Genomic DNA, 19,119 nt, shown 5'->3' on the forward strand with positions numbered 1-19,119 from the left:
ACCCCACCGGGAGGCCGATCATGGAACCCGTCCATCGTCCGGCGGTCCGCATCCTCTGCTTCGACGCGGCTGGCCGGGTCCTGCTGCTGAACTGGCGGGACCCGCACGACGGGCACCGCCTCTGGGAGCCGCCGGGCGGCGGCATCGACCCGGGGGAGACGCCGCTGGAGGCCGCGCGGCGCGAGCTCACCGAGGAGACCGGCCTCGACCCGGACGCCATCGCGCCCGGGTTCCTGCTGGTCGAGCGGGACACCGTGTGGAAGGGCCGGCACTTCGTGGGCGCCGAGCAGTTCTTCGCCGCGTGGTACCCGGTGGCGGAGCCGGTCGTCGCGCGGGACGGTCTGCTGCCGTACGAGAAAGCGGAACTGCTCGGTCATTCCTGGGTCCGGCCCGGCGACTTGTCGCGGCTGCCCGACCCGCTGGAACCGCCGGCCCTGGCCGCCGTCATCGCGCGGTTCGCGACTCCAGCGCCCGGATGACCGCGGCCATGTCCTCGGCGGCGTGCCCGGCGGCGGAGGTCTCCGCGTACAGCTCCAGGCAGGTGTCCAGCAGCGGGGAGGAGATCCCGGCCGCCTCGGCGGCCTCGACCACCAGACGGTTGTTGTAGAGCACGTCCCGGATCGAGGCCTGCACCGCGAAGTCCCGGTCGAGCAGCTTGCGGCCCTTGATCCGGGAGACCTGGCTGGCCATCGGCCCGGCGTCCAGCGCGGCCAGCAGCGTGCCCGGGGCCAGGTGGTGCCGCTGCGCGAAGTGGAACGCCTCGGCCAGCCCGGTGACCAGGCTGATCAGGAAAGTGTTCACGGACAGCTTCATCAGCAGCCCGTTCGGAACCGGGCCGCAGCGCACCACGTCCCGGCACATCGGGCGCAGCAGCGGCGCCACCCGGTCCAGGTCCGGGTCGTCGCCGGCCAGCATCACGACCAGTTCGGCGTTCTCGGCGGGCACCCGGGAACCCGAGACAGGCGCCTCGACGTAGCGGCCCCCGGCGTCGCGGACCTGCTCGGCCAGCCCCTGGGACCAGACCGGGGCGGTGGTGCCCATGTGCACCAGCGTCCGCCCGGCGACCATCCCGGCGAACCCGGCGCTGTCGCGGGCCAGCACCTGGTCGGCGACCCGGTCGTCGGCCAGCATCATCAGCACCGTGTCGGCCTCGGCGAACACCTCGGGCACGCTGCCGGCGACGGTGGCCCCGGCGGCGCGCAGCGCGTCGCTCGCGGCCGGCGAGCGGTTCCACACGATCAGGCCGGTCCCGGCCCGGACCAGGTTCAGCGCCATCGGCCGACCCATCACGCCGAGCCCGAGAAATCCCACAGTCACCCGGCTCACGCTAGACGCCGCCGGCCTCTGCGGGAGGAGCCAATCCGGGAAGCGTGGCGCGACGCGGTGATCCGGAGAATGCTGGGGGCGTAACCGGACCTTGATGGAGCTTGATGGAGGCAGTAGTGGAGACGGAACTATTCATCGGCGGCAAGTGGGTGGCCGCGTCCTCGGGGAACCGGTTCGACGTGCTCGACCCGGCGACCGGGGACACCGTCGCCTCGGTCGCCGACGGCGGTGAGGCCGACGCGATCGCCGCGGTGGACGCGGCGGCCGCCGCGGGTCCGGGCTGGGCCGCGACGCCGCCGCGGACCCGCGGCGAGGTGCTCCGCAAGGCGTTCGAGCTGATGACCGAACGGGCCGACGACCTGGCCAAGATGATCAGTCTGGAGAACGGCAAGGCGCTGGTCGACGCGAAGGGCGAGGTGACCTACGCGGCCGAGTTCTTCCGCTGGTTCGCCGAGGAGGCGGTGCGCGGCGAGGGCCTGGTGGCGACGGCGCCGTCCGGCGCCAACAAGATCCTGGTGGTACGGCAGCCGGTCGGGGTCTGCGTGCTCGTCACGCCGTGGAACTTCCCGGCCGCGATGGCCACCCGCAAGATCGGTCCGGCGCTGGCCGCCGGCTGCACCGTGATCCTCAAGCCGGCCAGCGACACCCCGCTGACCGCGCTGGCCATGGCCGCCATCCTGGCCGAGGCCGGCGTGCCCGAGGGCGTGGTGAACGTGCTGCCCTCGCGCAGCTCCGGCAAGGTGGTCTCGGCGATGCTGCGCGACGCCCGGGTCCGCAAGCTGTCGTTCACCGGTTCCACGGAGGTGGGCCGGATCCTGCTGGCCCAGGCCGCGGAGAACGTCGTGAACACGTCGATGGAGCTGGGCGGCAACGCGCCGTTCATCGTCTTCGGCGACGCCGACCTGGACGCCGCGATCGAGGGCGCGATGCTGGCCAAGATGCGCAACGGCGGCGAGGCGTGCACCGCGGCGAACCGGTTCTTCGTCGAGGCGAGCATCGCCACCGAGTTCGCCAGGCGGCTGGCCCAGCGCATGTCGGAGCTGGTGGTCGGGCCGGGCACGGACGAGAAGACGCAGGTCGGGCCGCTGGTCAACGAGGACACCGTGGCGAAGGTGGACGCGCTGGTGAAAGGTGCGCTGGAGGCCGGCGCGTCAGCGGTGACCGGTGGCAGCCGCCCGGACGGGCCGGGCTTCTACTACCCGCCGACCGTGCTCACCGGCGTCGACCCGGACTCCGCCATCCTGCGTGAGGAGATTTTCGGCCCGGTCGCGCCGATCGTCACGTTCACCGGCGAGGACGAGGCCGTCCGGCTGGCCAACGACACCGAGTACGGCCTGGTCGCCTACGTCTACACCGGCGACCTGGCCCGCGGGCTGCGGGTCAGCGAGAAGATCGAGGCCGGCATGGTCGGCCTGAACCGCGGCCTGGTCAGCGACCCGGCCGCCCCGTTCGGCGGCGTCAAGCAGAGCGGGATCGGCCGGGAGGGCGGCCACGAGGGCCTGCTGGAGTACCTGGAGTCCAAGTACATCGCGGTGAACTGGTAGCTCACCGGCGGGGGAACGGCTCGGTCCTGACCAGCCATTCCCCCCGCCCGGCGGCAGGGTCCGCGCCCGAATGTGCGGTTTCGGACAAAGGAAGTCGTCAATACCGTGGGTGATGCCTTGCCGGTGACACCGAGCCAAGTGAATAATCTTGCACTCAGGCCTACACCCGATGTTGCGGCCGAGGCGCCCTGGCCGATACTTGGCGGGCTTCCCGGCACCCCCCACGCAGGTCGGGATCGACCCCTGAGAGGACTTCAACTGCCATGCGCAAGGCACTGATCGCGCTTGCCGCTGCCGGCCTGATGACGTCGGTCACCCTCACGGCCTGTGACGGCGGCTCGGACGACGGTGACTCCGGCGACAGCGGTTCGGGCATCCATTCGACGGCGACCTCCTCGGGCGAGGGCAAGGGCGGCGTCGGCGTGGTGCTGCCCGACACGCAGAGCTCCACCCGGTGGAGCAACGACGACCCGAAGTACCTGAAGCAGGCCTTCAAAGCGGCGAACGTGCCGGTCGAGATCCAGAACGCCGAGAACGACCCGGAGGCGTTCAAGGGCATCGCCAAGGCGATGCTGGACAGCGGGATCAAGGTGCTGCTGATCGCGAACCTGGACTCGGTCAGCGGCAAGTTCGTCATCGACCTGGCCAAGGCCAAGAAGGTGCCGGTCATCGACTACGACCGGCTCACCCTCAACGGCGGCGCCGACTACTACGTCAGCTTCAACAACGAGAAGGTCGGGGTGCTCCAGGCACAGGGCCTGGCCCAGTGCCTGCAGGAGCGCAACGTCACCAAGCCGGTGATCGCCGAGCTGAACGGCTCGTCCACGGACAACAACGCCAAGCTGTTCAAGGACGGCTACGACTCGATCCTGCAGCCGAAGTACGACAACTCCGAGTACATCAAGGGTCCCGACCAGTTCGTCCCGAAGTGGGACAACAACGAGGGCAAAGAGATCTTCACGCAGATGCTGAAGCAGTGGCCGGACATCACCGGTGTGCTGTCGGCCAACGACGGTCTCGGCAACGCCGCGATCGAGGTGCTGAAGAAGAACAAGCTGAACGGCAAGGTCCCGGTCACCGGTCAGGACGCCACCGTGCAGGGTCTGCAGAACATCCTCGCCGGCGACCAGTGCATGACCGTCTACAAGCCCACCAAGAAGGAGGCCGACGCGGCCGCCCAGCTGGCGATCGCGCTGGTCAAGGGGCAGAAGAGGAACCCCAGGGACAAGGTCAAGGACCCGGAGTCGGGCGCCTACATCGCGGCCGAGCTGCTCGACCCGATCCCGGTCACCGCGGAGAACATGATGGCCGCCGTGGTGAAGGACGGCTTCGTCACCACCAAGGAGATCTGCACCGCGAAGTACCTGGCCAAGTGCCAGCAGTACGGCCTCGCCGCCACGGGCGCCGACTCGGCCGGCTGACCCGGGGGCTGATCGGAGGCGAGGGCCGGCTGTCCAGCCGGCCCTCGCCCTTTTATTCGCCGAGGATCTCGCGGACCCGTGGGATCACCCGGGTGCCGTACAGCTCGATGGTGTTCATCAGGTGCTCGTGCGGCAGCGTGCCGTGGGCGAACTTCAGGTCGAACCGCTGGATGCCGAGCGCCTTCACCGTCGCGGCGATCTTCTGCGCCACGGTCTCCGGGGAGCCGACGTGCCAGGCGCCGTCCGCGATGTCGGCCTCGAAGCGGGCCCTGGTCATCGCCGGCCAGCCGCGCTCACGGCCGAGCCGGTCCAGCATCCGCCGGGCGTGCGGCCAGAGCAGGTCGGCCGCCTCCTGGTCGGTGCCGGCCACGAAGCCGGGGCAATGCACCGCGATCGGCTGCGTCTGGTTGCCGAACTCCTTGAGAGCACGGTGGTAGAGATCGACGTACGGCGCGAAGCGGGCCGGCTCGCCCCCGATGATCGCCAGGACCAGCGGCAGGCCGTACCCCGCCGCGCGGACCACCGACTCCGGGCTGCCGCCCACCCCGATCCAGGTGGTGATCCGGCCCGACTCGGTCTTCGGGAACACGTCCTGGTTCGTCAGCGGCGGGCGCACCGTGCCGGACCAGGTGACCGGCTTCTCCTTGAGCAGCTCGGCCATCAGCTCGGTCTTCTCCTCGAAGAGCCGGTCGTAGTCGCCGAGGTCGTAGCCGAACAGCGGGAACGACTCGGTGAACGAGCCACGGCCCAGGATGATCTCCGCCCGGCCGTTCGAGACGGCGTCCAGCGTGGCGAAACGCTCGTACACGCGTACCGGATCGTCGGAACTGAGCACCGTGACGGCAGTGCCCACCGAGATCCGCTCGGTCCGGGCGGCGATGGCCGCCAGGACGATCTCGGGCGACGAGATCGCGAAGTCGTCGCGGTGGTGCTCGCCGATGCCGAAGGCGTCGACGCCGAGGCGGTCGGCCAGCACGGCCTGCTCCACCACGTTGCGGATGACGTGGGCGTACGGGGTGTCAGCGGTGACGTCGCCGAACGTGTCCAGACCGAACTTCATGATCAAGGAGTCTATCGGCGGCCCTTGAGACGTCGTCCCATCTCCCGGGCGATCTCCTTCTTGGCGTCCCGCTCGGCCAGCACCTGCCGTTTGTCCCAGGACTTGAGGCCGCGCGCGATCCCCAGCTCGACCTTGACCCAGCCGTCCTTGAAGTACATCGAGAGCGGCACCAGGGTCAGGCCGGTGCCGTCCCGCAGCGTGTTCAGGATCTTGACGATCTCGGTCTTGTGCAACAGCAGCTTCCGGGTGCGGCGCGGGGCGTGGTTGGTCCAGCTGCCGAAGCCGTACTCCGCGATGTGCAGCCCGTACAGCATGATCTCGCCCTCGTGCTCCTGGGCGAACGCGTCGACCAGCGACGCGCGGCCCAGGCGCAGCGACTTCACCTCGGTGCCGGCCAGCACCAGCCCCGCCTCGTAGGTCCTCAGGATCGCGTAGTCGTGACGAGCCTTCTTGTTCGAGGCGATCAGCTTGGTCCCGGTCTCCTTGGCCACCAGGAGAGACTAGCCAAGCGGCGGGTGGAGCCGGTCAGACGCCCTCGACCGGGATCGGGCGGCGCATCGAGTACGTGACGCTGCTCAGCCGGTGCGGCTCGTCCTTCACATGGATCACCGCGCGGTCGTAGGCCTGCCAGCCGGCCGCCCCCGCCCGGTTCAGATGGCGCAGATCGTCGAAGCGCTCGTCGGTGCCCCAGCGCAGCACCCCGCCCGGGTGATGGAACGTCGCTGTCCAGTCCATGAACCGGTCGGTGCCCAGCGTGCCGGCCGAGCGGTACTCCAACCGCGCATACTCCCAATTGGTCACCCGGATGATTATGCCCTTACGGGGTATGGCACACACTGCCCCTGACCTATCCATCCCCCGCCACGCCCGGGATTCCGATCGATGTTTCACCTACCCGCCGCCCCGCGTGCTTGCGCTGCCCGCGTGCTTGCGCTGCCCCGCTTGCGCCACCACGCGCCGTCGCCGCCGCTCCCCGGCCGCGCGGCCCTGACCGTCCTGAGGGTCGCCGCCACCCGGCCGTCTGCGCCCCACGCCCGCGCCGCCCTGCTGGCCCGTGCGGGCCGGCAGTCAAAGGTGTCCCGCGGTGCGTGAGACACCGCTCGGCGCTGGCTGGTGGGAGCCGGCTGGCCACCAGAGGTGCTTCGCGGGTGGCGAGACACCGCTGAGGGCCAGCCGCTTCCCGGAGCGGACTGAGCCGCGCGGACCGGCGTCTGTCGTAGTGGGCCGGGCTGCCGCCCGGGTGCCGGCCGGGTGGGCCGGTCCCGGCCGGGAAGGCCGGGCCCGGTGATCAGGAGATGGCGGCCGCGACCGCGGGATACCAGCGGTTGGCGATCTTCGCGTTCCCGGCGTCATTCGGGTGTACGCCGTCGTACGTATCCGTGGCCGTGTCGAAGCCGGACCACTGATCGACCACGGTGATCGGCGACGCGGTGGTGCTCAAGCCCGCCGCCCAGGCCGGGATGGCGGCGTTCAGATTGACGGCGCGCTGGGCGCACTCGGCGCAGGTGGCCGGGTTCATCGGGATGATCTGCGCGACCAGGATCCGCATGGTCGGGTTGCTGGCCCGCATCTGGCCGACCAGCGTGGTGTAGGCGGAGAGAATCGTCGACGTGGGCAGGTTGCTCCACACGTCGTTGGTGCCGAAGTGCATCAGCACGACGTCCGGGTCGGTGGTGGCGAGCCAGCCGGCCAGCAGGTTCTGACCGGCCACGTTGGTGACCAGGTAGCCGCCGTGTCCCTCGTTCTCGCCGTCGTAGGGGAAGCCGCAGCCCTGACCGGGCAGGGTGCCGACGAAGTCGACCCGGTCGGCTGGCAGTTTCTGCCAGAGCAGGGCGCGCCAGCAGCCGGGGGAGCCGGTGATCGAGTCGCCGAGCGCCATGATCCTGGTCTTCCGGGTCGCCGGGGTGCTGGCCGACGGCGTCGGGCTGCTCGGGCTGCTCGGATTCGTCGTGCCTCCGGTGCAGGCCACGCCGTTGAGGGCGAAAGCGGCCGGCGCCGGGGTCGAGCCGGTCGACGAGCCGTTGAAGCCGAACGACGCCTTGCCGCCGGTGGCGATCGCGCCGTTCCAGGCCGCGTTGCGGACGGTGACCGCGGAGCCGGACTGGGTGACCGAGCCGTTCCACAGCTGGGTGATGCTCTGGCCGCCGGCGAGCGTGAACGACAGTGACCACGAGCTGACCGGGTCGCCGAGGTTCGTGATGTCGACAGCGGCGCCGAAGCCGCCCGGCCACTGGCTTGCGACGGTGTACTTCACGGAGCATCCGGCGGCCGCGTTCGCCCTGGTGGCAGTGGTGAAGAGGAAGCCGGTGAGGAGTGCGCAGACGCTGGCGAGGACGGCCGGCTTTCGTCGGTGCATGGGATTCGCCTCCTTCGAGGGAGTGTTGGGAGCGCTCCCATAACATACATTGACTTCGATGGGTAGTCGCTGTCGCCGACCCGACCACGAGGGGCCCGCTGTGCGGGATGTGGAGCCGGGCAGGGCGAAGGCGGCGACGAGGCGGGGGCTGCCGGGCGGGCGCGGATCAGGCCGCGCGAGGAGCGCTGTGCCGGACACGGTCAGGCCGGGGAAAGAGGGCCGGACACGGTCAGGCCGGGGAAAGAGGGCCGGACGGGAAGGGCTGGGCCGGCGCCGGGTCAAGCCGGGCGGTCGGTGAGGGCGGCGAGGCCGAGGTTGCGGAGCGAAGCGTCCAGCACCTGAGCGGTGTGTGCCAGCGCGATCTCCCCGCCCCGCCGCCGGACCGCCGCGGCGACCTGCATGAGGCAGCCCGGATTCGCGGTGACCAGCAACGACGCCCCGGTGTCCAGGACCGCGGCGGCCTTGCGGTCGCCGAGCTCCGCAGCCGGGCCGGGATTCAGCACGTTCCACACGCCGGCCGACCCGCAGCAGATTTCCGCCTCGGCGATCTCCCGCAGCTCCAGTCCCGGGATGCCGCGCAGCAGCGCCCGCGGCTGCGCTCGGATGCCTTGGGCATGGCCGAGATGACAGGCGTCGTGATAGGCCACGGTGACCGGCAGCGGGTGCCGTTCCGCGACCGGGCCGAGCTCGGCGAGCAGTTCCGCCAGGTCACGCACCTTCGCGGCGAACGCGGCCGCCCGCGACGCATACACCGGATCGTCGGCGAGCAGCTCGCCGTACTCCTTCAGCGACGAGCCGCACCCGGCGGCGTTCACCACGAAACGGTCCATCCCGGTCTGCTCGAACGTGTCGATCAGCCGCCGCGCGAACCCCTCGGCCTCGGCGCGGCGACCGTTGTGCACGCTCAACGCCCCGCAACAGCCCTGACCGGAAGGGATCAGAACCTCACAGCCCTCGGCGGCGAGGACGCGCACGGTCGCGGAGTTGACGTCCGGGAAGAACGCGGACTGCACACATCCGGTGAGCATCCCCACCACCGCGCGCCGGGGGCCCCGGGCGGCGACCCGCCGCGGCGGGCGCGGCACGCCGCGCACCCGCGGCGCGAGCGAGTCCAGGGTGGCCAGGGTGGGCGCGAGCCGGTCCAGCAGTCCGGTGCGGCGTAGGAGCGCGCGCAGACCCGATTTCCGGTACGCCCACAGCGGCCCCCGCAACAGGCGCAGCCGCCGCGGATACGGGAACACCGCGAAGATCGCCGCCCGTAGAGCCCGGTCCCGGGTGTCGCGCGGATGCCGCCGCTCCACCTGCGCGCGGGTGTCCTCGATCAGGCGGTCGTACCGCACCCCGGACGGGCACGCGCTCACGCACGCCATGCAGCCGAGACACCTGTCGAAGTGGCTGACCATCGACTCGCTGAGCGGCTCACCCTCGAGCCCCTGCGCGATCAGGTGGATCCGTCCGCGCGGCGAGTCCATCTCCTCGCCCCAGAGCACATAGGTCGGACAGGTGGTCAGGCAGAACCCGCAGTGCACACAGTCCGACACCAGGTCGGCGCGCGGCGGGTGCCGATCGTCGAATGCGCCGCTCCCGTGCTCCGCGGCTCGCAGCGCGTCCGGAGGCGTCGGCCCGGCGCCCCGGGTGGCGTCCAGGTCGGCCATCAGATACCTCCCACGAAACGGCCCGGGGCGAACCGGTGATCCGGGTCGAACTGCTCCTTGACCCGGCGCATCAACGCCAGCCCGGACACCGGTCCCCACATGTCCAGGGTCTCCCGCACCCCGGCCGGCGCGGTCAGCACCACCGCGTGCCCGCCGGCCCGGACCGCTGCCGCCCGCAGCAGCTCGACCGCCCGGCCGGCCCCCACGGCGCCGTCCGGGGCGGCGTCCGGGCCAGCCGGGAAGCCCGCGTACAGCACCCCGGCGCCGGCCGAGCCGCGGACCGTGGCGCCGGCTCCGACAGCGGTCGCCAGCAACGCCGGGACCTGCGACAACGTGCCGGTCAGCTTGACGCCGACGTCGCCGGGGGACCAGGGCGGCACATCCCACCACTCCGGCGGCCGCTCGCCGACCCGGCCGCCGAGCAGCCTGGCCACGGTCGCGGCGCGCTCGCGGACCCCGGCCGGCGTACCCTCCAGCAACACGGCCAACTCGGGCTCGGCGCCCGGCGCGGCGCTGACCTCCAGAGCGCTGGCCGCGAACTGGCCGGCCAGCACCTTGGCGGCGTGCAGGGGCGGGGTTGTCGCCCGGACGAAGGCGGTGGCGGCCGGCACCGGATGCAGGCGGAAGACGCACTCGGTGATCAGCCCGAGGGTGCCGAAGGCGCCGGTGTAGAGCTTGCCCAGGTCGTACCCCGCGACGTTCTTCACCACCCGGCCGCCCGCCCGGGTGACCGTCCCGTCCGGCCGGACCACGGTGATGCCGATCAGCAGGTCCCGTGCCGTGCCGTAACGCAGGCGCCGGGGCCCGGAGGCGTTCGTCGCGACCGTGCCGCCGGCCGTCGCCGTGGCCGGCGCGTCCAGCGCCAGTTGCTGACCGGGCAGGCCGTGCAGGTCCGCCATGGGCGTGCCGGCCCGGACCACAGTGATCAGGTCGCCGGCGGCGTGCTCGACCACCCCGGCCAGCCGCCGCGTGTCGATGATCAGATCCAGCGAGCGGGGTGGCGGCCCCCAGTCCAGCTTGGTGCCGCCGCCCCGGATCACCACGGACCGGCCCTGGGCGGCCTTGATCAGCGCGGCCGCCTCCGCGGTGTCGCGCGGCGCCGCGACCAGCCGGGCCGGCACCCCGCAGACCACATCGGCGTCACCGGCCGGGCGGGTCAGCTCGTCGAGCACACCCATCAGAGCCTCCCGCGCCGGGCGGTCGCCCAGGAGAGCGAGGCGGTCATCAGAAGACCTCCGCGACGCCGGACTCCTGCAGCGGGTGGGCGCCCCGCCGCCGCGCCGGCCGCTCCCCGCACAGACGTGGCGTCGGGAAGACCTTGCCCGGGTTGGCTATCCCGTCCGGGTCGAAGGCGCACCGCACCAGCTGCATGGTGTCCAGGTCGTCGTCGCTGAACATCCGCGGCAGGTATCTCGCCTTGTCGACCCCGACCCCGTGCTCGCCGGTGATCGATCCGCCGTGCTCGATGCACAGGTCCAGGATCGCCCCGGACACCGTCTCGGCGCGTGCCGACTCGCCCGGCACCGCGTCGTCGAAGAGCACCAGGGGGTGCAGGTTCCCGTCGCCGGCGTGGAACACGTTGGCCACCCGGATCCCGTGCTCGGCGGCCACCTCGCCGATGCGCCGCAGCACCGACGGCAGCGCGGTCCGCGGGATCACCCCGTCCTGGACGATGTAGTCGGGGCTGATCCGCCCGACCGCGGCGAACGCCGACTTGCGCCCGCGCCAGATCAGCGCCCGCTCCTCGTCGTCGGCCGCGATCCGGGTCTCGAACGCGCCGTTCGCCTCGCAGAGCGCGCTCACCTCGGCGAACTGCGCCTCCACCTCGGCCGCCGGGCCGTCCAGCTCGACGATCAGCACCGCGCCGGCGCCGGCCGGATAGCCGCACCCCACCGCCGCCTCGGCGGCCTCGATGGCCAGCACGTCCATCATCTCCACAGCGGCCGGGACCACGCCGGCCGCGATGATCGCCGAGGTTGCCGCGCCGGCCTGGTCGGTGGAGCGGAAGCCGGCCAGCAGGGTGCGGACCGTCTCGGGCAGGCGGGTCAGCTTGACGGTGACCTCGGTGGCCACCCCCAGCGTGCCCTCCGAGCCGACGAACGCGCCGAGCAGGTCGTATCCCGGAGCATCGGGCGCCGGGCCGCCCAGCCGGATCCGTTCGCCGTCCGGCGTGACCACCTCGAGGCCGGTCACGTGGTTGGTGGTGAAGCCGTACTTCAGGCAGTGGGCCCCGCCCGAGTTCTCCGCGACGTTGCCGCCGATCGAGCAGATCTGCTGGCTGGACGGGTCGGGAGCGTAGTAGTAACCGTGCGGGGCGGCGGCCTTGGTGACCTGCAGGTTGATCACACCGGGCTGGACCACGGCGCGCTCGTCCTCGGGCCGGACCTCGACGATCTCGCGCAGCTGCGAGGTCACGATCAGCACCCCGTCGGCGTGCGGGAGGGCGCCGCCGGAGAGGCCGGTGCCGGAGCCGCGCGCGACGAACGGCGTGCCGGTCTCCGCGCACGCCCGGACCACAGCGGCGACCTGGTCGGCGGTGCCCGGGAGGGCGACCAGCGCGGGGATGACCTTGTAGTGGGCGAGGCCGTCGCACTCGTAGGTGCGCAGCTCCTGCCGGTCGGTGAGCACCCGCCGCGGACCGATCTCGGCCCTCAGCCGAGCCGCCAATGCATCGATGCTGGTCATCGCGGGCCTCCTCGTTGACGCCTGCCACCACGCTATCGGCGATCGGCGCGAAGCGCGACGGCCAACTCACGGCCTGTGGAAAACCGGTCGCTGTGGGCAGCGGCGCCCCGAGCCGGAACGTGGTCCGGCGAGGCGCCGCCGTCCGGCGCTCCGCAGCCGTGGGTGGGCGCGGGATCACACCGCGTCGATCCCGTGGACAGGCTTTCCGCCCGGGGGCGGGAGTCTGCCAAGATGGCCCGATGCTCGTGACCGCCAGACCGCTCCGGCTCGCCGTCGCCGCTGCTCTCGCCGCGTTCGCGGTGGCCGGCTGCAGCTCGGACGACGACAAGCCGGACGCCGGCCGGATCGACGTGACCACCATGCGCGGCGCGTTCCTGCAGGCCGCCGAGATCGGCCCGACCTGGGCCGCGCCCGAGACCAGCGCCGATCCGCAGCAGATGGTGAGCTTCTGCGGCGGCACGTCCACGCCGCCGCCCCCACCGCCCGGGGCCGACACGGTCTCCTCGTCGTTCGCCGACGAGGGGCAGACCGGCGCGCAGACCCTGGAGCAGCTCGCCTTGGTCTACCCGGACGAGAAGGCGGCCAAGGCCGGGCAGTCGCTGCTGCGCGCGGTGGCCGACGGGTGCGCGCCCGCGGTCTCCGTGCCGGCCACTGTCACCTCGGACAAGTCCGAGCCGGCCTACGACGAGACGGTCGAGGTGCGTGAGCTCAACGAGAGCGGCTGGTCCGGGTTCGTGCTCGTCCGCCACAAGAAGTACGAGGCGAAGCACCCCGGCACGGCGGACACCGCGGTGGCCGTGCTGACCACGCGCAACGTGGTGCTGGTGGACACCTACGCGATCTATCAGCTGAACAGGTCCGAGGCGGCCGCCGGCTTCGAGACGGACTGGAAGAGGCTGGTCGGCACGGTCGTCCAGCGGGTGGGATAGACAGCCGGTCGCGGGTGGTCTAATGTTCGCGGTGCGCCGTTGCGAGTTCTTCCCCCGTGGAATTCGCAGCGGCGCCCTTATTTTCCGCACCACTTCAGGCGCCGGTGACCAGCCCCGGCAGCCGTCCTTGAGCGCCGCTCAACCATACCTCAGATCAGTGATCAATTGATGACCGACAGTTCGTCGAACGCGCGGTGCGCGTAACTGCGCGAAGAGAGCGCGATCCGGGCACGCGTCCTCACGCCGGTGTGGAAAAAGCCACGGCACTGTTAACTATTCGCCGTAACCGTGCTTAGCCTTACGAATTCCGGGGCACTGAACCTATTCGGCCGCGGATTCTTAGGCGGAGGTAGGTGCGGCATGAAGTTCGTCTACGACTTCCACGAAGGCAACAAGGACCTCAAAGACCTGCTGGGTGGCAAGGGCGCCAATCTCGCGGAGATGACGAACCTCGGCCTCCCCGTCCCTCCCGGTTTCACCATCACCACCGAGGCGTGCCGGCGGTACCTGCGCGACGGCCGGCACGCCGACGAGCTGGCCGGTGAGATCGATGCGCACCTGGCCACTCTGGAGCAGACGATCGGCCGCCGGCTCGGCGACTCCGACGACCCGTTGCTGGTGTCGGTGCGGTCCGGCGCCAGGTTCTCGATGCCCGGCATGATGGAGACCGTCCTCAACGTCGGGCTGACCGACGCGTCGGTGGCCGGCCTGTCCCGGCAGGCCGGCGGCAACGACCGGTTCGCCTGGGACTCCTACCGCCGGCTGATCCAGATGTTCGGCAAGACCGTGTGCGACGTGCCCGGCGCCGCGTTCGAGGACGCGCTGCACGAGGCGAAGGCGGCCAAGGGCGTCGAGGACGACGTCCAGCTCGACGCGGACGACCTGAAGGCGCTGGTCACCGCGTACAAGAAAGTGTTCGTCGAACACACCGGGCACGAGTTCCCACAGGATCCGCGCGAGCAGCTCGACCTGGCCGTCGAGGCGGTCTTCCGGTCCTGGAACGCCGACCGCGCCGTGCTCTACCGCCGCCAGGAGCGCATCCCGGCCGACCTGGGCACCGCGGTCAACGTGGTCGCCATGGTCTTCGGCAACCTGGGCAACGACTCCGGCACCGGCGTCGCGTTCACCCGCGACCCGGCCAGCGGCGAGCCGGGCGTCTACGGCGACTACCTGGCCAACGCGCAGGGCGAGGACGTCGTCGCGGGCATCCGCAACACCCTGGCCCTCGCCGAGCTGGAGAAGCTGGACAAGCGCAGCTACGACGAGCTGCTGCGGATCATGGCCACGCTGGAGGGCCACTACCGCGACCTCTGCGACATCGAGTTCACCATCGAGCGCGGCAAACTGTGGATGCTGCAGACCCGGGTCGGCAAGCGCACCGCGGCCGCCGCGTTCACCATCGCCGCGCAGCTGGTCGACGAGGGCGTGATCGACCTGGACGAGGCGCTCACCCGGGTCACCGGCAGCCAGCTCGCCCAGCTGATGTTCCCGCGCTTCGACCTGTCCGGCGACCCGGTCCCGCTCACCCGTGGCGTCGGCGCGTCACCCGGCGCGGCGTACGGCGAAGTCGTCTTCACCTCGCAGCGCGCTGTCGAGGTGTCCGCGCAGGGCCGGCCGGTGATCCTGGTCCGGCGCGAGACCAACCCCGACGACCTGCCCGGCATGATCGCGGCGCGGGGCATCCTGACCAGCCGCGGCGGCAAGACCTCGCACGCCGCGGTGGTCGCCCGCGGGATGGGCAAGACCTGCGTCTGCGGCGCCGACGAGATGACCGTCGGGCCGGACTCCCTCACGATCGGCTCACGAACGATCCGCGAGGGCGACGTCATCTCCGTCGACGGCACCACCGGCCGGGTCTACCCCGGCGAGGTGCCGGTGCGCCCGAGCGAGGTGGTGCAGTACTTCGAGGGCGACCTGGACCCGGAGCGGGCCAACGACCCGCTGGTCGCCGCGGTGCACCGGATCCTCACGCACGCCGACGAGAAGCGCCGCCTCAACGTGCGCACCAACGCGGACACCGGCGCCGACGCGGCCCGGGCGCGGCGCTTCGGCGCGCAGGGCATCGGGTTGTGCCGGACCGAGCACATGTTCCTCGGCGACCGCCGGGAGCTGGTGGAACGGCTGATCCTGGCGCGCACCGAGGCGGACCGCGACGACGCCCTGGCGGCGTTGCGGCCGCTGCAGCGGGCCGACTTCCTGGAGATCCTGCGGGAGATGAACGGCCTGCCGGTGACGATCCGGCTGATCGACCCGCCGCTGCACGAGTTCCTGCCGTCCCTGGAGGAGCTGGCGGTCAAGGTAGCCGTCGCGCACGAGCACGGCCAGCGGGTCGAGCACGACGAGCGGATGCTGGCCGCGGTCCGCCGGATGCACGAGCAGAACCCGATGCTGGGCCTGCGCGGCGTACGCCTCGGTCTGGTCATTCCCGGTCTTTTCGCGATGCAGGTGCGAGCCATCGTGGAAGCGGCCGTCGCGCTCGCCGCCGAGGGCGGCAACCCGCGACCGGAGATCATGGTGCCGCTGGTCGGCGCGGTGCAGGAACTGGAGACGGTACGGGCGGAGGCCGAGAAGATCATCGCCGAGGTGACCGGGGAGAGCGGCGTACGAGTCGTGATCGGCACCATGATCGAGGTGCCGCGCGCCGCGCTGACCGCCGGCCAGATCGCCGAGGCCGCGGAGTTCTTCTCCTTCGGCACCAACGACCTCACCCAGATGGGCTGGGGGTTCTCCCGGGACGACGTGGAGGGCGCGTTCTTCTGGCGCTACCTGGAACTGGGCATCTTCGGGATCAGCCCGTTCGAGTCGATCGACACCGAGGGCGTCGGCCGGCTGGTGCGGATCGCCGCGGAGGAGGGGCGCGCCACCCGGCCGGGCCTGAAACTGGGCGTCTGCGGAGAGCACGGCGGCGACCCGGACTCGGTGCACTTCTTCCACGACGTCGGCCTGGACTACGTGTCCTGCTCACCGTTCCGCGTGCCGATCGCCCGGCTGGAGGCCGGCCGCGCGGCGATCGAGTCGGAGGGCTCGGACCACCGTTGACCCAGCTGTCCGGGATCGGCGGCGGCGAACGCCCCGTCGATCCCGGGCAGGCAGGTCCTCGTCGCGCGGCACACCAGGTGGCCGGAGGGCGCGGCGCCGGCGGTGGAGTTCCATGACACCTGGCCGAGGTCATCGGCGGGCGGCCACAGTGGAGCCGGTCCGGCCCGAGGTGCTCGTCCGGGTGGTGGCGCGGCGGCGCGGCGGAAATTGTCAGGGGGTGCGTCTAGCGTGCCGGGGGACAGCGTTCGACAGCGAGGGAGCCTGTGATGACGTCCCGACTCAACCCGTACCTGACGTTCGACGGAAACGCCCGCGAGGCCATGGAGACCTACCGGTCGATCTTCGGCGGCGACCTGCGGATCAGCACGTTCGGCGAGTTCGGCGCCCCGGACGAGTCGATCAGGGACAAGGTGATGCACGCGATGCTGGAGACGCCGCAGGGTTACACGCTGATGGCGTCGGACACCGCGCCCGGCATGCCGTTCACCCCGGGCAACACCAACACGGTCAGCATCAGCGGCGGCGCCGAGGACAACCTGCGCGAGTTCTGGGACAAGCTGGCCGACGGCGGGACCGTCCACGTCCCCTTCGAGAAGCAGATGTGGGGTGACGAGTTCGGCCAGTTGGTCGACAGGTTCGGCGTGCCGTGGATGGTGAACGTCACTGCAGGCCAGTAACGCCTCCACCGCCGCGCGCACCGGCCCGGCCCGGCCGCGCCGGCCGGGTTGCCGCGTGCTGGGCTGTACCAGCCGGTGGGCCGCGTGCGCGCGGGCCCGGTCGCACGATGGTCCGGAACCTGCCGGGCCGCCGGGTGCCGGGCTGCCTCGCCGGCTGCGACCCCGGCCGCTCCGACCCGGTTTCCCCCGCAGACGCTCCCGCGGAACCGGGCGGCCGAGCCTACGCCTTCTCTCCGAGGAGGGCGTAGAACATCGGGAGTCGTGGCTGGTTGTCCGGCAGGCGCCAGAAGCCGTTGCCGGCGGGGAGCATCTGTGGCCAGCGCGGCCAGGGCAGCTCGTCGCTCTCCCGCAGGCTTCGGATGGCGATCCCGGCGCCGACCAGGGCGGAGACCACCTCGCCGAGCCCGTGCTCCCACTCGAAGCTGGTGGTCGCCTCGTTCGCCGCGATCACGGCCATCCGTCGCTGATCGGCCTCGTCGATGTCCATCGGGTCAGGCTATTCGTCACTGCTCCTCGGTGGGTTCCTCGTCGGCCGGGTCCTCGGCGCCGGGGTCCTCCCCACGGATCACCGCCAGGACGTCGTCGCCGAACTTGGCGAGTTTGCTCTGGCCGACGCCACTCACCGTGCCCAGCTGGTCCAACGAGGACGGCGCCAGCGTGGCGATCGCACGCAGCGTCTTGTCGTGGAAGATGACGTAGGGCGGGATGCCCTGCTGCTTGGCGATCGACGCCCGCCACGCGCGGAGCCGCTCGAACCGCGACGCCGCCTCGGCCGGGAAGTCGGCCAGGTCGGGGGCCGGGGTGCGGGCGGACGGCGACGAGGACGGGGAACGGGTGGACGAGCGGGACCGCTGGACCGCGACCTCGCGGCGCATCATCAGGGTGACCTCGCCGCGCAGGGCGGAAGCGCTGCGGTCGGTCAGGACGAGCGTGCCGTACTCGCCCTCGACCGCCAGGTAGCCGCCGGCCAGCAGCTGCCGGACCACCCCGCGCCACTCCGCCTCGCGCAGGTCGGTGCCGATGCCGAAGACGGTCAGCTCGTCGTGGCGGAACTGGATCACCTTCTCCGTGCGCTTGCCGAGCAGGATGTCTATCGACTGGCCGGCGCCGAACTTCTGGTTGCGTTCCCGCTGCAGGCGCAGCACCGTGGAGAGCAGCTTCTGTGCCGGCACCGTGCCGTCCCACGACTCCGGCGGGGTCAGGCAGGTGTCGCAGTTGTCGCAGGAGGCGGCCGGCGCCTCCTGATCGAAATACGCCAGGAGCTGCGCGCGGCGGCAGGACACCGTCTCGCACAGGGCGAGCATGGCGTCGAGGTGCGCGGCGGCGTTGCGGCGGAAGGCGGCGTCGCCCTCCGAACTGTCGATCATCTTGCGCAGCTGGACCACGTCCTGCAGCCCATACGCCAGCCAGGCGGTCGACGGCAGCCCGTCCCGGCCGGCGCGGCCGGTCTCCTGGTAGTAACCCTCGACGGACTTGGGCAGGTCGAGGTGGGCGACGAAGCGCACATCGGGCTTGTCGATGCCCATCCCGAACGCGATCGTGGCGACCATCACGAGGCCGTCCTCGCGGAGGAAGCGGGCCTGGTTGGTGGCGCGGGTACGCGCGTCGAGACCCGCGTGGTACGGCAGCGCGGGGATTCCGTGGGCGGACAGGTACTCCGCGTGTTTCTCCACCGAGGCCCGGGACAGGCAGTAGACGATGCCGGCGTCGCCGGGGTGCTCGGTGCGCAGCAGCTCCAGCAGCTGCTTCTTGGGATCGTTCTTCGCGACGATCCGATACTGGATGTTCGGCCGGTCGAAGCTGGCGGTGAAGTGCCGCGCCTCGGTGAGCCGCAGCCGGCGGGCGATCTCGTCGCGGGTGGCCGTGGTGGCGGTCGCGGTCAGCGCGATGCGCGGCACGTCCGGCCAGCGCTCGTGCAGCATCGACAGCGTCAGGTAGTCCGGCCGGAAGTCGTGGCCCCACTGCGACACGCAGTGCGCCTCGTCGATGGCGAACAGCGAGATCTTGCCGCGGTCGAGCAGCCGCTGCACCCCGGGCGTGCCGAGGCCCTCGGGCGCGACGTAGAGCAGGTCCAGCTCGCCGCCGGCGAACTCGGCCTCGACCAGGCGCCGCTCCTCGAAGTCCTGCGTCGAGTTCAGGAAGCCGGCCCGGACGCCGAGCGTGCGCAGGGCCTCGACCTGGTCCTGCATGAGCGCGATGAGCGGGGAGATCACCACGCCGGTGCCGGGCCGGACCAGCGCCGGAATCTGATAGCACAGCGACTTGCCGCCGCCGGTGGGCATCAGCACCAGCGCGTCGCCGCCGCCGATCACGTGCTCGACGATGTCGCGCTGCTGCCCGCGGAACTCCGGATAGCCGAAGACGCGGTTGAGCGCGTCGACGGCGTCGGACACAGGGATCGGGGGAGCGGAAGTCACCCAGCGATAG

General features: G+C 71.5%; 16 protein-coding genes. 6 read left to right on the forward strand and 10 right to left on the reverse strand.

Annotated elements, in window-relative coordinates:
* The first annotated feature begins 20 nt into the window (after window positions 1-20).
* A complete protein-coding gene (locus tag Asi03nite_RS26495; RefSeq protein WP_203683229.1) occupies window positions 21-479 on the forward strand; it encodes an NUDIX hydrolase in 459 nt (152 codons plus the stop codon).
* Here the strand turns inward: Asi03nite_RS26495 and Asi03nite_RS26500 are convergent.
* The gene (locus tag Asi03nite_RS26500) at window positions 445-1,458 is read right to left on the reverse strand and encodes an NAD(P)-dependent oxidoreductase (RefSeq protein WP_307834030.1); all 1,014 of its coding nucleotides are present in this window, start codon (window positions 1,456-1,458) and stop codon (window positions 445-447) included. The genes Asi03nite_RS26495 and Asi03nite_RS26500 overlap by 35 nt on opposite strands.
* On the opposite strand from Asi03nite_RS26500, the gene Asi03nite_RS26505 reads away from it, so the two are divergent.
* Window positions 1,431-2,870, forward strand: coding sequence for an NAD-dependent succinate-semialdehyde dehydrogenase (locus Asi03nite_RS26505; RefSeq protein WP_203683183.1), 1,440 nt, complete (start codon window positions 1,431-1,433; stop codon window positions 2,868-2,870). The two genes, Asi03nite_RS26500 and Asi03nite_RS26505, sit on opposite strands and share 28 nt — an antisense overlap.
* Window positions 2,871-3,133: 263 nt before the next feature.
* Window positions 3,134-4,291 (forward strand): sugar ABC transporter substrate-binding protein, encoded by a 1,158-nt coding sequence (locus tag Asi03nite_RS26510; RefSeq protein ID WP_203683184.1) that lies wholly within the window; start codon window positions 3,134-3,136, stop codon window positions 4,289-4,291.
* Window positions 4,292-4,343: 52 nt separating this feature from the next.
* On the opposite strand, the gene Asi03nite_RS26515 is transcribed toward Asi03nite_RS26510, so the two are convergent.
* The 7 genes from Asi03nite_RS26515 to Asi03nite_RS26545 all read right to left on the reverse strand — a co-directional run bounded on the left by Asi03nite_RS26515 (window position 4,344) and on the right by Asi03nite_RS26545 (window position 12,047).
* Complete coding sequence (locus tag Asi03nite_RS26515) at window positions 4,344-5,351, reverse strand: LLM class flavin-dependent oxidoreductase (protein WP_203683185.1); 1,008 nt, start codon at window positions 5,349-5,351, stop codon at window positions 4,344-4,346.
* A gap of 11 nt (window positions 5,352-5,362) precedes the next feature.
* Window positions 5,363-5,842 carry an SsrA-binding protein SmpB gene (smpB, locus tag Asi03nite_RS26520; protein WP_203683186.1) on the reverse strand — a complete coding sequence of 160 codons (480 nt, stop codon included), beginning with the start codon at window positions 5,840-5,842 and terminating at the stop codon, window positions 5,363-5,365.
* A 34-nt stretch (window positions 5,843-5,876) separates the two neighbouring features.
* Window positions 5,877-6,152: a hypothetical protein gene (locus Asi03nite_RS26525; protein WP_203683187.1), complete on the reverse strand. Its 276-nt coding sequence runs from the start codon at window positions 6,150-6,152 to the stop codon at window positions 5,877-5,879.
* 487 nt (window positions 6,153-6,639) lie between these two features.
* The gene (locus Asi03nite_RS26530; RefSeq protein ID WP_203683188.1) at window positions 6,640-7,707 is read right to left on the reverse strand and encodes a cellulose binding domain-containing protein; all 1,068 of its coding nucleotides are present in this window, start codon (window positions 7,705-7,707) and stop codon (window positions 6,640-6,642) included.
* A gap of 278 nt (window positions 7,708-7,985) precedes the next feature.
* Window positions 7,986-9,362, reverse strand: coding sequence for a (Fe-S)-binding protein (locus Asi03nite_RS26535; RefSeq protein ID WP_203683189.1), 1,377 nt, complete (start codon window positions 9,360-9,362; stop codon window positions 7,986-7,988).
* Window positions 9,362-10,540 carry an FAD-binding oxidoreductase gene (locus Asi03nite_RS26540; protein WP_203683190.1) on the reverse strand — a complete coding sequence of 393 codons (1,179 nt, stop codon included), beginning with the start codon at window positions 10,538-10,540 and terminating at the stop codon, window positions 9,362-9,364. Before Asi03nite_RS26540 ends, Asi03nite_RS26535 begins: the two co-directional genes overlap by 1 nt.
* 46 nt (window positions 10,541-10,586) lie before the next feature.
* Complete coding sequence (locus tag Asi03nite_RS26545; protein WP_203683191.1) at window positions 10,587-12,047, reverse strand: FAD-linked oxidase C-terminal domain-containing protein; 1,461 nt, start codon at window positions 12,045-12,047, stop codon at window positions 10,587-10,589.
* Between the two features lie 239 nt (window positions 12,048-12,286).
* On the opposite strand from Asi03nite_RS26545, the gene Asi03nite_RS26550 reads away from it, so the two are divergent.
* The 3 genes from Asi03nite_RS26550 (at window position 12,287) to Asi03nite_RS26560 (ending at window position 16,692) form a co-directional block, all read left to right on the forward strand.
* On the forward strand, window positions 12,287-12,976 hold the full coding sequence (locus Asi03nite_RS26550) for a hypothetical protein (RefSeq protein WP_203683192.1): 690 nt from the start codon (window positions 12,287-12,289) through the stop codon (window positions 12,974-12,976).
* 360 nt (window positions 12,977-13,336) lie between these two features.
* The gene (gene ppdK / locus Asi03nite_RS26555; RefSeq protein WP_203683193.1) at window positions 13,337-16,015 is read left to right on the forward strand and encodes a pyruvate, phosphate dikinase; all 2,679 of its coding nucleotides are present in this window, start codon (window positions 13,337-13,339) and stop codon (window positions 16,013-16,015) included.
* 266 nt (window positions 16,016-16,281) lie between these two features.
* Entirely contained in the window at window positions 16,282-16,692 is a 411-nt protein-coding gene (locus Asi03nite_RS26560) for a VOC family protein (RefSeq protein WP_203683194.1), read from the forward strand.
* A gap of 220 nt (window positions 16,693-16,912) precedes the next feature.
* On the opposite strand, the gene Asi03nite_RS26565 is transcribed toward Asi03nite_RS26560, so the two are convergent.
* The gene (locus Asi03nite_RS26565; protein WP_203683195.1) at window positions 16,913-17,179 is read right to left on the reverse strand and encodes a hypothetical protein; all 267 of its coding nucleotides are present in this window, start codon (window positions 17,177-17,179) and stop codon (window positions 16,913-16,915) included.
* Window positions 17,180-17,195: 16 nt separating this feature from the next.
* Window positions 17,196-19,109 (reverse strand): DNA helicase RecQ, encoded by a 1,914-nt coding sequence (gene recQ / locus Asi03nite_RS26570; protein ID WP_203683196.1) that lies wholly within the window; start codon window positions 19,107-19,109, stop codon window positions 17,196-17,198.
* Window positions 19,110-19,119: the final 10 nt, after the last annotated feature.

This window comes from Actinoplanes siamensis, assembly GCF_016862395.1.
Classification (GTDB): domain Bacteria; phylum Actinomycetota; class Actinomycetes; order Mycobacteriales; family Micromonosporaceae; genus Actinoplanes; species Actinoplanes siamensis.